Origin of the sequence: Aureispira anguillae, from assembly GCF_026000115.1 — a bacterium.
Lineage (GTDB): Bacteria > Bacteroidota > Bacteroidia > Chitinophagales > Saprospiraceae > Aureispira > Aureispira anguillae.
Genome location: NZ_AP026867.1, coordinates 7,482,765 through 7,496,159 on the forward strand (window position 1 = coordinate 7,482,765; position 13,395 = coordinate 7,496,159).

Genomic DNA, 13,395 nt, shown 5'->3' on the forward strand with positions numbered 1-13,395 from the left:
ATTAGAAAAACTGCATGATTCAGAGAAAATGGTTGCAAGGAGCCTCCAAAAGGCCTATATTTGTATTAAAGAACTAAAACAACTAAGACGCATGAATATGCCTTCTGAATGACGAGCTAAATCCTAGTACCCTCTAAACCTTAGCGCTCATAAAATAATCCTAAATCCATGGAGTCATGAAGAAGGTAGGCCAATCGAAAATCGATTGGCTTTTTTTATGAATTGTGGGGCTGTATGGTAAAGACTGATTGGCAAAAAATCCTTAAAAAAACGCTTCATTGGTTGAATTGTACCATTCGTTAGAAAAACTGCATGATTCAGAGAAAACGATTGCAAGGAGCCTCCAAAAGGCCTATATTTGTATTAAGAACTAAAACAACTAAGACGCATGAATATGCCTTCTGAATGACGAGCTAAATCCTAGTACCCTCTAAACCTTAGCGCTCATAAAATAATCCTAAATCCATGGAGTTATGAAGAAGGTAGGCCAATCGAAAATCGATTGGCTTTTTTTATGAATTGTAGGGCTGTATGGTAAAGACTGATTGGCAAAAAATCCTTAAAAAAACGCTTCATTGGTTGAATTGTACCATTCATTAGAAAAACTGCATGATTCAGAGAAAACGATTGCAAGGAGCCTCCAAAAGGCCTATATTTGTATTAAGAACTAAAACAACTAAGACGCATGAATATGCCTTCTGAATGACGAGCTAAATCCTAGTACCCTCTAAACCTTAGCACTCATAAAATAATCCTAAATCCATGGAGTCATGAAGAAGGTAGGCCAATCGATTTTCGATTGGCTTTTTTTATTTTGAAATGATTTAATTAGGGAGAATCTGGGATTTATAGGATATCTTTATTCATCTTTATTGGAGACAGGAGGGGTCTTAGCTTTTACAATTTCACAATTTCCTTCTAATTCCTTATAGGCAAACATATAAGTAGTGATGGCTTTTTTTGCATCTCTCTCAGAACCGTAAATTTTAGCTTGTTTTTTAGTACCTAAAATAGCATCGATTGTTGCAATTCTTCTATTGCGAGTACGTTTGATATATCGATGCCCAAATTTTACATAGTAACCCATGTTTTTTTATTGTTAAAAATGAATAGAGTTGTTTTTTGGGATCTAGCCTAGGGCTAGAAGGCTAAAATACATTTTTTTGTTAAAAAATAGAAGTTTTATTTGATCTTAGCCGATAGGTGGTTACTAATTGATAAATAGGTCTAAATACAACTGATTCGTTTAGTTGTTTGTAATGAGTGTTTTATATAATTTAAATATAATTATTTTATTGTTATATATTTGATAACTATGTCAAAATATCTTTTTATTATGATAAAATTGAGATAAATGCCTTCAAGAATTAGGGATAGGATTTATGGAAATGGTTTTTGAGGTAAGCACAAACGTTTATTGGGGAGGAACATTAAAAATAAAACCAACTCCAAAAACATTTTCAATGCTTAAGTTTGAATCTGCCTTAAGGTATTTACGAATTTTCGAGATAAATACATCCAAACTCCTGCCCAAAAAGTAATCATTTTCTCCCCATAAATCAATTAACATATCTTCTCGTTTGATAAGGTGGTTTCGATGATCAAATAAATATTTAAGAATACTGCTTTCTTTTTCCGTCATTCGTTTGGTACAATTATTAATCGTTAAAGACTGGTTTTTGAAGTTAACAATATAGTTACCAATTGAAATAATCTCCAATTGAGTATCTTGCTTGTTTTGGAGCACTCTACGAGTAATGGCTTTAATTTTCCAAAGTAATTCTTCTTCGTCAAATGGTTTGGTGATATAATCGTCAGCTCCTAACTTATAGCCTTTTAATTTATCCTCTTTTAGTGATTTTGCAGTGATAAAGATGATAGGAACTTTTGTATTGTGTTTTCGAATTTGTTTTGCCAATGAAAACCCATCCATTTGAGGCATCATTATATCCAATAGACATAAGTCAAAATGATGCTTTTGAAATGCTTTTAATGCTAAAGCTCCGTCTTTGCAAAGCTTTACACTAAAACCTTCTGTTTCTAAATAATCGACCAAAAGAATTCCTAAATTAAGATCATCTTCAGCAAGTAGAATATTAAACATTTTTAGTTATTGGGTAATGTGATTGTAAATCTTGCTCCTTTTCCTTTTTCGCTCTGAAGCTCAATAGATCCTTGGTGCAATTCAATAATTTTTTTTAAGTAGGCTAGTCCCAGCCCAAACCCCTTTACATTATGAACGTCTCCAGTTGGAATTCTAAAAAACGTATCAAATATTTTCTTTTGATACTCCTTTTCAATGCCAATCCCTTTGTCTGTGATTATAATGCTTAAAAATTGCCCTTTATTAATGGTTTGGATCGATATTTCAGTTGTTTTTTTAGAATATTTAATGGCATTATCTATGAGGTTGTGTAATGCGTTGGTAAGGTGTGTTTTATCTGCTGTTATTATAGGGTTTTGAGCGTCTAAGTGCAAAGCAAGATTTCCTTTTTTGTGCTCAATTTGCAAGCGAATGCATTTGAGCGAACCAGAAATTAGTTCGTGGACATTTAAGCGTGTCTTTTGTAAGGGAATTTCTCCTCGTTCAAGTCCAGTCATGCCTAAAACCTGTTCCACTTGGAGTCTTAACTTTTCATTCTCTTCCAATATAATTTCTGAATAGTGTCTGAGTTTATCTTCTTTTTTTAGCGCTATATTTTTTAAAATCATTTTTCCTGCCAGTGCAATATTGGTCAAGGGAGTTTTTAATTCATGGGTCATATTATTCATGAAGTCCGTTGTGTGTTCGGATATTTTCTTCTCCTTAAGAAGGGATAAAGTAGTTTGCCAAAACATAATCAAAACAACGAGAATTAAAATAACAGAAGTAATGAACATAGAACCCATTTCTGCTATGATAAATTGTTTTTTGTCAGAGAAACTTAACTTCAATTCAAACCGCTGCTGATTGGCTAATCTTTCCAAATGTTTATTGTAGACATAATTGGTGGATGCATTGGCGCTATAAGTTGTTGGTTTGGCGATAATGAAAGAATAATCAATATGAAAATTATAAAAATTCATATAATGGGTAAATAAAGAATCTATTTTGTGCGCTACATTTTCTTCTAATTTGGAAATACCATCAGGACTGACACAAGCTCCAATTTTTTGACAGGTTTCTTGGTCGGCTGAAATTGCTTCCGTTGTTTTAGAAAGGACTATATTGGCTTTTTCATTGAATAATTCTTCCTTGATATTGGCAGCTTGAAAGATCCAATTTACTTGAATAATCAATATAACGGATAAGGCAACTGAAGAAAGGGCAATGAATAAATAAGTTCTGTTCATGTTTGTTGGATTGGATCAAATTTAGCTATTTTATACCATATATACTCACTTATTAACAAGTTAATAACAAGTCAATAACGACTGAATAACAAGGTCTATCCCGATTCAAAACTATATTTGTTGTATCAATTTAGTAATGTAAATTATATAAACTACAACACAATGAAAAATAGCATAATAACCTTGTTTTTAGCATTAGTTTTTACGCCTTGTTTTAGTCAGGACTTTTATGGTCAAAATTATTTCTATGGAACAACTTATCAAGCAGATTTAAAGGGAACGATTCGTGGTGTGTATTACCGTTCTGTTAGAAAAACAATACTGGATAAAGCTTTATTCATTGGAGACATTAGTACAGATTATCCAGCTTCTTGGGTCACTAATTATGAATCTACGCTGATTGTCGCAATTTGCGGGGGCAAGGTTAAAAAGGCAGTAGGGGAAAATGCAAGCTTGAGTCCTGCCCAAAAAAATATCTTAAAAAACGCAGATCTAAATACTGATATTAGGATAGAGGTTCAGTATAAATCTGAAAATGCAGCAACTCGAATGCTTGAAACGAATAAAATGGATTTTACTTTGACTGTTGTTCCTGAAGTTGAAGCGGTGTATTCTGGTGGAGAAAAACAATTAACAGAATACTTAGCAGCAAATGTCATTGCTAAAATTTCGGACAAAATAGCAAAAAAAGATCAACAGGGGATTATCTCTTTTGTTGTCAATAAAAAGGGCAGTGTTGTTGAAACTGAAGTACAAGAAACGTTTGGAGATTCAAAACTGGATCAGGTCTTATTGGATGCTCTATATAAAATGCCTAAATGGAAACCTGCCCAAAGTTCAACAGGAGTGAATGTTGAACAGAAGTTTGAACTTATTGTTGGAAATAGGATGGGCTGTTAGGTATGGGGATGGGCTCCATAAAATTAAAGCTTATTGATGAAATACTATTTTTGTAAAAAATCAATAGGAAATGAAAGGGGAGGACATCGTTTAATTTTTCGTAATGCTTTATGATTACTAATAAATACAGGTTGTTTTATTAAGAAAAAAATCTTATCTTGAACCTGAAAAAGTAAAAGGACGGTAGATGGAATTTTTCTATTGTAATTCATTATCTTTTATCCTTTTACATTCCCATAATGGTGACTCCAAAAGCCACTCCATAAATTTTAGCGCTTAATTATGGCCTTCGAAGATGAGGAAGTACAAGAACAGCAATTTAGTCAAAATATTAACGACACAGAAAATACTGCTGTAGACCCTGTTGATGACAATAATAATACAGTTGATACTAATAGCCCAATCCCCCCAGATGTAAATGATAAGGGAGAGGTTGTGCGCATACAAACCAAAACCATAGAAGTGGGCAATTCTGAGTGTTATGCACCAACTTCACATGAAGAGTTGGACGAGTTGATCTCTAAAGAGGTCATCAAAGAAAAACACAAAGACTTATTTGTATTCAAATATGAAACTTGGCACGGTGAATTACCAAAAACTGCTACAGGCTCAGAAGAAGATGAAAAACAAAAAGAAAAAGTGGGGAATGGGCTTATTGATATTAATAGTTTGCTTCCTGAGTTGAATAATTCTGTTTCGCCAGATCAAGATACTAGCCCTAAAATAGATCTAAATTCTTTGTTAGAAGAAGATCGTACGAAAACAACTAAGGGAACAACTCTAGAGAATGGTGGCAGTCTTGCTCCAAAAACGCTGAAAGAAGAAGTAGTGTTTAAGGATACCCCAGAAACTCAGACCAATTCGACCATTCCTAAAGCACTTAAAGAAAAGGTAGAACAACTTTCGGGAGTATTATTGGACGATGTAGTCGTTCATTATAACTCTTTAGAACCTTTTAAGTTTAATGCCAATGCAATTACTAGAGGGAATGAAATCTTTTTGGCGCCAGGGCAAGAGGCATGTCTAGAAGAGGAACTGTGGCATGTGGTTCAGCAAAAACAGGGATTGGTTAAACCTACTGGAACAGAAAATGGAGAACCCGTAAGTGAGTCGCCTAGTATGGAGCGTACGGCAAAAGCTGGACAGCCCCAACAAGGACAAACGAAACAGAACGATCAAGAACAAGAGTTGGTACAGAAAAATGACGACAAACTAACCTTCTTGGTAAAAGTAAAAGGGAAGTTAACAGGTCGAGAATTGATCATTTTGATAGAAAACCAAATTTATGGCGAGACAATTGGCTCTAGTTGGAGCATCAATGCTGTAGATGTTGATCCTACGGCTACTTTTGGCAAGGAGGGACAAACAATTACTTATCATGTAAGTATCCCTGCCGCAAAATATCAGTATTATAGATCCAAGAGTGCTACGGCTAAGGGCGTTGAATTGGATGAAAATGAAAAAGTTAAGGGTGCAGAAAAGAGATCTGCTGAATTAGAAAGTCTCCCCAAAGCAACGCAAGATGCCCTGATAGAAGAGATCAATCGTAGATTCCAAGAAGCTTCAGGGAAAACAAAGAAAGAGAAGGGGGATGAGGCGCTTTGGAATGTTTATCGAGACGAGGTGTTGGCCCAACGAGAAAAAGTGATGAATCTTTCCGATAAAGCTAAACAATTGGTGAAGACAGGAGAGGAAGGAGGATTGGTCATTGCTCCTAAAGACTATCCTAGGATGATTCAAATGCTAGAAAAAATAGAGCAAATGGACAGCAGTCTGGTGGCAGAATATGCTAGTAGAATTTCTGGAAAGGCGACTTCTATTGAACAGATGGAACAAAGCGTAGACGACTTTGTTAAAAAACAAGCAACACGAGTTGATAATAAAAAGGAGCGGACAGCTATAGAAAATGAGTTGTTTGCTACGGAGGGATTATTTGATGACCTTCAGACTTATCGTTCATTGGCGATAGGAGGGGGCATTTCAATGGGGAGTGGATTGGCTTCTCTAGAGTACTATAATGACTTAAGTAAGGAAGTCAAAAAGTATGGCTTTAAAGACTTAGATGATTATAGCAATAAAATTGACGATTACTTAGCTTCTTTTCAACAAGAATCTGTTGCTACAGGAATTGGTTTGTTACAAAAGTATGAGCACTTTTTGTACGAAGAAGAACAGCGTTATTTAAGTACGGCAGATGCCAAACAACTAGGCGATGCTGTTGCTCAATCTGGGGCAAAAGAAAATTATGAAAAATCGCAGCAAAATGCTTCTAATGCTGCCATGGCAAGTATGGCTATGGGGACAACGACTAGAACTAGTGATGCGGTTGAAAAAAATATTCAAGGTTACAGAGATAAATCTAAGGAGCAGAAAGAAGCTGCTGATAAAGCAATGAAAGGCTTTGGTAAGGATCATCCTTTGCTTAAGGATCCTGCTTTTAATCTCGAAAAATTGAGCCAACAATCGCCTGAAGATACCAAGGCTTTTTTACTTGCCTATATTCAAAAACAAAGAGAGAATATTGCACAAACGAAAGCCAAGATGGAAGGAGACAAAGAGTTTGTCTTTACGTTAGATAATTTGATGCAACATATGTATCAGCAGGAGGGGATAACCAAAGGTTCTATCCAAGACAAGGCGCTACAGGATCATATTGGGGGGATAAAACTCAAGGATACGTTGATTAGCGTTGGAATTGCTTTATTGGCCATTGGTTTGGGATTGGTTAGTGGAGGTGGTGGCACTGTTGGGGTGATGGCTGCTGTTGGTGGTGCTGCATTGAGTGTTTATGATGTGACCAGAGAATTTGGTAAATACGCCGATGAAAAAGCAGCTCATGATGTCGGCTTGCTGTCCAAAGATCCAAGTTTTGCTTGGGTAATCTTAGCTATGGTCGGCGCTGGATTGGATTTTGCTGCAGTTGCCAAATTGCTTACTCCGCTCAAAGTTCCAGTGGAAGGCTTTAATGAATTGGTCAAAACAGATCCAGTAAAAGCCTTGTCTGAGTTGGATAAGAAGTTAAATGATATTGCTGAGATAGATGCTAAGTTAAAGGCTAATATTCTAAAACGAGCAGAGAATAAGGCAGCTTACAAAAAGGCAAAAGCTGAATTAAAAGGAATAACAAGAGTAGAACTAATCCCTTATTCCACGGAATTGTTTACTTGGGCAGTTTATGCGGTAAAGGATGGTATAACTCGTGTGGATGATTTCTTTCGTTGGCTGAAAAAGGAAGAAATTATCAAAAGCATTAGCAAAGAGGGGTTAAGCACAGATGAACTTAAAGCATTGCAAATATCTCTAAAACAGGCACAAGATAATATAGCATTTGTAGATAATGTACTGACTCCTAACTTAGCCAAACGACTTTCAGCAGAGCCTCAGCGTTTTGTATCTTTAGGTGAAAAATTCAATGAAGAAGAGGTACTAAAATTGGTTAATGCAGGGAAAGGTGCTAATTTGACGGATTTAGAAATAGAAGATATTATTCTAAATGCTTGCCGTAAAAACAAGGACTTTGATGTCAATGAAGTAATTCAGCAAATGTCTACTTGGGCAAAAGTACAAAAACAAGGCTTCCCAACAATTTTTGAAAATTTAGAAGACTTTCAAAAATTTAGTGCAACAGTAAAGAGTTTGGCTAAAAAGTGGGATCTTCCTGCTGATAGTATTATTATTCAAGGGAGCTCTTTGCGAGTAGAAGATGTTAGCAAAATAGGAGATTTGGATGTATCAATTATCGTAGATCAAAAAACGTTTGATGAATTGGTAGAAAGATTTAAAAATAATGTTAAAAGTGGGAAAGTAGAGAAAAGAATAGGTAATAATGGAAAAATAGGAGGGAATGATATGTTTAATGGAGGACCTTCTCTAGTTCGTGATTTTTATGATTCTTTTAAAACAGTTTTTGGTGTTGAATTTCCAGTAAAATTGGGCGTTCCTAAAATCCAGATTTCTGTAATCGAAAAAGGTTCAAAATTAGGTGTTAGTCCTTTCTTAGAGTTAAAATAAAAAATATGATAAATGTAAAAGAGTATAGAAGTGTTTTTTTTCAAGATGAGAAAAGTAGATTGCCTCAAAATCACAACGAAAAGAGGTTTTTTAGGAGTTACATTAGTGATGTTCTTGATATAAAAATTACAGAACGTTTATCAAATGGTAAGCTGATAGAAGTTTATTATCATGAAACATACATACTAGAAAAAGTTAAAGATTTTCATCAAACGCATTATGCAGAAATTCCATTAGTCTTATTTCAGACGAAATCAAAAAACACTATCTTTATAGAAACGTATAAAAATTATGAGTTTCAATTATTGGAGATTTTTAGGTTTGATGAATTTAGGAGAGAGAAAGAATCTTTACGATTTCTTGATGATTATAGTTTGTCCCAATACAATGAATCTATATATGCCAATGAACAAGCTGAATTTCCGATAAAAGAAAAGTTATTTTATCCTAGTCTTTGGCAAATACATGAAGAAGATATGGACTGATGAATGTTGTCATGGAAATGTTTTTTAGAAAGAGCTATTTTAATAGTTTGTAAAGATAGAGAAAGGTAATAACAGAAAGTTGTTGCCTTTTTTTGTTTATGATTACCTTTACTGAAGTTAAGGCATGGAAGCATTATCCAAAAATGGATTTAAAAATAATCTAAAGAAGGCCATTAGCCAAGTTAAAGAGCAAATGAATTCTACTGGAGAGGCATATTGATATATAGGAATAGATGCAGCTCTAAAACAAAAGGCAACAACACTTACTCAAGATGGTGTTTTAAATATTGTAAAATAATGGATGTGTATACGGGATATATACAGGATACATGGCGTTTTAGTGGAGATGCTCCATATTGGGCAATTGGCGATATTGTAAAATATTCTGTCATGCATTCTAAAGAGCGGTATCAAGAACTTCTAAAACAGACATTTAAAAGTTTTGAGGGATTAATTTTTCCTTTGAAAACAACTATTGTGCCTCATCATACAGAGAATAATAAACTTCCTGTAGTAATCAATGGAGTAGATAAGTCTTTGGATATGAATTTGAAAGATATTCAGAGGGCTATAGAAGATTTTGGAGGCGATATTTATGAACTTCAAATAGAGGTAGCTATTCGAGTTTATTGTAAAGAAAAAGATACGCAAGAAAAAATAACCAGAGTCTGGCTTAATTTAAACGATGAGATTACCATTAGTGCAGGAAAAGAAGACCCTAGTCCTAGTGTGATGTTTGCCTTATCACATTTGTTATTTAATCCAGATGTTTCTGAAATAAGTAGCCATAACTTAGAGCTTTACTATAAGAATCAACCATTGCTAGAGACAGCTTTAAGAAACTGGGAGGAAAGATTGGGGACAATTAATGAATATGGTGGCTATGGTGCTGTTGCTCAATATGGCATTTTAGAAGAGTAAATGGTAAGTTGATGCCTACGAAAAACTTGTATTAGTCTAAAATGAAGAAGCTTTTTTATTGTGTTAGGGGCAATAAATGTGGGGGATGGTATCGCTTGTGTTTTATCTAGGATAAAATGTTTAAATTCCCTCAAAAAACATCACATCGCTATTATTTTTGAGGGAATCTAAACCTAGAGGTCTAAGCCTGCTTTTAATTCAAAACAGTATAAGGTAAATCTGAAAAACTACCTGTCATATGTACGGGTTGAGCCGTTGGCTGGAAGAAATCTTTTACTTTAAAATCAAAGGTTCCAGAGATCGTCTTATCTGTCGTATTATTTTGAGAAATGGTTATCGTTCCAAAAGGTTCGTTAAGCATTTTCTCAGAGACGAGGTTTTTTCCATTTGTTGTATAGGTAGCTAAAGCACCGTCGCAATAGGTGATGGATTGGTTGGTAACGCAGGTTTTATGTTGACCTGAAGCGCCATCGGTATTGGTTTCGTAAATTTTTGTAATTTTTTTATGCTGAAAATGAATTTTTTTTGGCAACAAAATTAGAAATAATTTTTGATCTAATTATGCTTATGAATAGGGGAAATAGTTGTAGGATTGTTGACACTTTTTTGTAGTTTCTTTCTTTTTTTTCGATATAAAAAGTAATTTTAATTGATTATCAGTATTTTATGATTAAAAGGTACAAATAAGGTACAATGAAACTCCAAAATAGAGTTTTGAAACTTATCAATAGGATTAGTTATTTCTTTCCATAAGATAATGATATACATTTTGGTTATTTACTGTTATTGCATAGGCTGATACAAATTTATATCCAAAATTAGCCATAAAATTCATAGCTTCAACCATTGAATTAAAAACTTTAGGTTTACCGTTTTTATCTAAAATCTTGGTATCGTTATTATCAAACATTTTATTATGTTGACCAAACTCAATGTCCACTACAACTTTAGTTGAAAGAAATTTAGCAGTTCCAACAATTCTAATATACTTTGCATCAATATCTTCAATCTTTTTACCACTTACTGTTTGAGCATTGCATATTGATACTGAAATCATAAAAAAGAGTATAGTTACATATTTCATAATTCAATAGTTTTTTTATTTATTTAATAATTGCAAATGTATTATTTTTTGTTGATATAAAAAACAAAGTCTGAATCTAACACCTAAAATGAAAATATGCCCCCAAAAAGTTGTATTTTGTGTATAAAGGTACATTGCCTTTTAAGTCAATAAAAAACAATAATACATGGGCAGAATAAGCAGTTTTAAGCCCTCTTACGAAGGTTGCCAAACACTAGACATAAGAAGCTTAAACTCTTCTAAAAGCTTTGCTCAAAACAAGAATTTAAGCGCAACCTTGCAAGTATCCGAATATTGGGAATTTACAGAAAATGTAATTTGTCTTAGATACAAAGCAGAAACCCACATTTTAGAGCTGTGCTTCTTTAGAGAGGGCAAACGTTACGATCAAAAAATAAGGATCACAAGACTAGAAACGAACTTAAAGAATGGATATAGGTATTTCTTTGTTTGTGGGTATACTGGGAAACGTTGCACTAAATTAATACGCCCTTTTGGGAATGGTTGTTTTATACATCGTACAGGATGGAAAAATCTCTATTATGCGAAACAGAGAGAATCGAAATTATACAGGGCTATTAGCAATAGTTCCTTTGGTATAAGTTGCCGTTTGGATAATCTACGAGAAGAATTGTATTATAAACGTCCTAAGTATCAAAAAACACATTATAGAGGCAAGCCCACTCCCAAATATAAGAAGATCAAGAAACTAGAAGAGAAGTGTTATAATGCGAATAATGATGCTATTAGACATTTAAAAGGTTTTAGAGTGGACTAAATTAGTAAAACAAAATTGTTTAAAATCTGGAGAACTAAAACAACCACGTGTAAAGAAAATGGCGTTTTTTATACACGTTCTGATTTCATGTTAAAAAAATCGCTTTTTCTTTACACGTTATTCTAAAAAGGATAGAAAAGGAAAAATTATTTTAAATGTTTTTGGTTCTCAAGTAAAGCACGATTTGTAAATGGCTTAACCGTTTCAGTTGCTTTTAAGACATAGTCTTTTAATTGATTCTCTTCTATAATCGCTTTATTGGTTGGAATCCCTTCTAAGACTTGCAAAACATCATCATAAGAAGAAAAGAGTGCCTTGTTTTGTGGTTTGGTTAGTAACAAGTCAAGTTTTAGATTATCATTTTGCGCCTGTTCCTCTAATTGAGAAAATTCTCCGTACCATCTAAAAGACTTATCCTGCAAATTGCCCTTGTCGGCTAAATCGAAACTTAAGAACTTAACTAAATTTGTTGTACCGTTTTGCCAGCCGTAATCAAATTCTGTACGACCAATTTTATTTTTGATTATTAATGAAGATTTAAACAGATTTATTCTTTCTTTGTCATTTATAAGGATCTGTTCTAAGGTGCTTTTGAAAGTTCCACGAAGATAGGCTTCGTCTTTTTTGTTTTGTTTAGCTTTTCCCTCATAAGCACTAAAATAAAGCTTATTGTAATGCTCAATAATCGGAGAGGTAGATTTATAAACACCATTTTTGACAGGACTAAAGTATAAATTACTAGCATCTTTTGCTAAGAAATTAGCTTCGATAAAATGACTGAAATTATCGTTTATAAAAGGAACATCTAATTTATTGCCTTTTTGCTCAAACAAATGAAGGTAATGCTTGAGGTTCTTTAGGTTCGTGTTAGGATAGAATTGAGTTAAGCGTCTTAATTTTTTAGGGTAGATAAAGGATATTTTATTATCATCCAAGAACAAGAACAACAAACCAATATTAACCTGTTCCTCCAATAAATAGGAAGGACGGTATTTTAAAACGCTGTATTTGAATGTTTTTGTCATGCTATCAAGTCCTTTAATAATTGTTGAAAATCAGTTGAGTTTTTCTGTATCTCTTCTAAATAATTAACAATTGGCTGGAAATCATTATGGGGTTCTTCAAAAGGATCTTTATTTAAAGTGTCTATCTGTTCATTACAACTGTTGAGTTGAGCAAAATCTAAAAGGCGTAAACTCTCTATAAACCAATCGAACGTAAAGTTATTACTTTCATTTAATTTTTTCAAGTGAGGTAAGAAAATGTGTTGACCTTTTACTCCATCAATAACATTACGATAGCTGTCTATGGCTTTGTATTCTATATACGTTTTACGAATATCTAAGCTTAAATCGTGGTCAATTAAGTAAACTTCTTTGTCTTTAAGCAATACATTAGGCTTTCCTATTTCCACTTTCTCATTGTTTCCCTCTTTGCCTCTTCTTCTATCAAAATTTCTTATTAAAACGTCAAAAGCAAAAACTTGTTCCATTATATCTTTATCAAAATAACTAGCTTTTAAATCTTTAGTATAAGCTGTATGGTTGTTAATTAGCCTAGAGCCATAATAAACGCCTGCTTTTAGCTCTATATTTTGATAATTAGGATTTTCGTTTAATTCATTAATCAAAGGTTGTTTAACAAGAATTAAAGCAGCTTGAGGAACACTAAGGTCAAATTCTTGTGCTAAAATATTAGCAAAGACTTCCTTTTTTGTTGGATTATATTGTTTGATATGTTTTTGACCAAATACTTTTACTACATATTGTCCTATTGGAATATAATTGTCATCAACTACGGTCATTATACAAGGCAATGTTGTACCTCCTAAAACAGCAGTTTGCTCAATGGTTGTAGCAGTGTATAATGATAACATAGGTTTT

The 13,395-nt window shown here is 33.6% G+C and carries 12 protein-coding genes; 5 read left to right on the forward strand and 7 right to left on the reverse strand.

Annotation, left to right across the window (positions count from 1 at the left end; all coding sequences use genetic code 11):
* Nucleotides 1-859: 859 nt before the first annotated feature.
* From AsAng_RS28840 to AsAng_RS28850, 3 genes are all read right to left on the reverse strand, one after another.
* Nucleotides 860-1,087, reverse strand: coding sequence for a hypothetical protein (locus tag AsAng_RS28840; RefSeq protein ID WP_264790626.1), 228 nt, complete (start codon nt 1,085-1,087; stop codon nt 860-862).
* A 327-nt stretch (nt 1,088-1,414) separates the two neighbouring features.
* A complete protein-coding gene (locus tag AsAng_RS28845; protein WP_264790627.1) occupies nt 1,415-2,104 on the reverse strand; it encodes a response regulator transcription factor in 690 nt (229 codons plus the stop codon).
* A gap of 2 nt (nt 2,105-2,106) precedes the next feature.
* Nucleotides 2,107-3,333: a sensor histidine kinase gene (locus AsAng_RS28850; RefSeq protein WP_264790628.1), complete on the reverse strand. Its 1,227-nt coding sequence runs from the start codon at nt 3,331-3,333 to the stop codon at nt 2,107-2,109.
* Between the two features lie 162 nt (nt 3,334-3,495).
* On the opposite strand from AsAng_RS28850, the gene AsAng_RS28855 reads away from it, so the two are divergent.
* From AsAng_RS28855 to AsAng_RS28870, 4 genes are all read left to right on the forward strand, one after another.
* Nucleotides 3,496-4,233: an energy transducer TonB gene (locus AsAng_RS28855; RefSeq protein ID WP_264790629.1), complete on the forward strand. Its 738-nt coding sequence runs from the start codon at nt 3,496-3,498 to the stop codon at nt 4,231-4,233.
* A gap of 282 nt (nt 4,234-4,515) precedes the next feature.
* On the forward strand, nt 4,516-8,244 hold the full coding sequence (locus AsAng_RS28860) for a DUF4157 domain-containing protein (protein ID WP_264790630.1): 3,729 nt from the start codon (nt 4,516-4,518) through the stop codon (nt 8,242-8,244).
* Nucleotides 8,245-8,249: 5 nt separating this feature from the next.
* Nucleotides 8,250-8,729 carry a hypothetical protein gene (locus AsAng_RS28865; protein WP_264790631.1) on the forward strand — a complete coding sequence of 160 codons (480 nt, stop codon included), beginning with the start codon at nt 8,250-8,252 and terminating at the stop codon, nt 8,727-8,729.
* A 297-nt stretch (nt 8,730-9,026) separates the two neighbouring features.
* Nucleotides 9,027-9,650, forward strand: a complete 624-nt coding sequence (locus tag AsAng_RS28870; RefSeq protein ID WP_264790632.1) for a hypothetical protein — start codon at nt 9,027-9,029, stop codon at nt 9,648-9,650.
* Between the two features lie 193 nt (nt 9,651-9,843).
* Here the strand turns inward: AsAng_RS28870 and AsAng_RS28875 are convergent, their stop codons facing one another.
* Nucleotides 9,844-10,185 carry a DUF6252 family protein gene (locus AsAng_RS28875; RefSeq protein ID WP_264790633.1) on the reverse strand — a complete coding sequence of 114 codons (342 nt, stop codon included), beginning with the start codon at nt 10,183-10,185 and terminating at the stop codon, nt 9,844-9,846.
* Nucleotides 10,186-10,383: 198 nt separating this feature from the next.
* The gene (locus AsAng_RS28880) at nt 10,384-10,734 is read right to left on the reverse strand and encodes a DUF6705 family protein (RefSeq protein ID WP_264790634.1); all 351 of its coding nucleotides are present in this window, start codon (nt 10,732-10,734) and stop codon (nt 10,384-10,386) included.
* A gap of 166 nt (nt 10,735-10,900) precedes the next feature.
* Here AsAng_RS28880 and AsAng_RS28885 point away from each other — a divergent pair, with 166 nt between their 5' ends.
* The gene (locus AsAng_RS28885; RefSeq protein WP_264790635.1) at nt 10,901-11,512 is read left to right on the forward strand and encodes a hypothetical protein; all 612 of its coding nucleotides are present in this window, start codon (nt 10,901-10,903) and stop codon (nt 11,510-11,512) included.
* Nucleotides 11,513-11,658: 146 nt separating this feature from the next.
* On the opposite strand, the gene AsAng_RS28890 is transcribed toward AsAng_RS28885, so the two are convergent.
* On the reverse strand, nt 11,659-12,537 hold the full coding sequence (locus AsAng_RS28890; RefSeq protein WP_264790636.1) for a DUF3037 domain-containing protein: 879 nt from the start codon (nt 12,535-12,537) through the stop codon (nt 11,659-11,661).
* Nucleotides 12,534-13,316, reverse strand: a complete 783-nt coding sequence (locus AsAng_RS28895) for a HipA family kinase (RefSeq protein WP_264790637.1) — start codon at nt 13,314-13,316, stop codon at nt 12,534-12,536. Before AsAng_RS28895 ends, AsAng_RS28890 begins: the two co-directional genes overlap by 4 nt.
* Nucleotides 13,317-13,395: the final 79 nt, after the last annotated feature.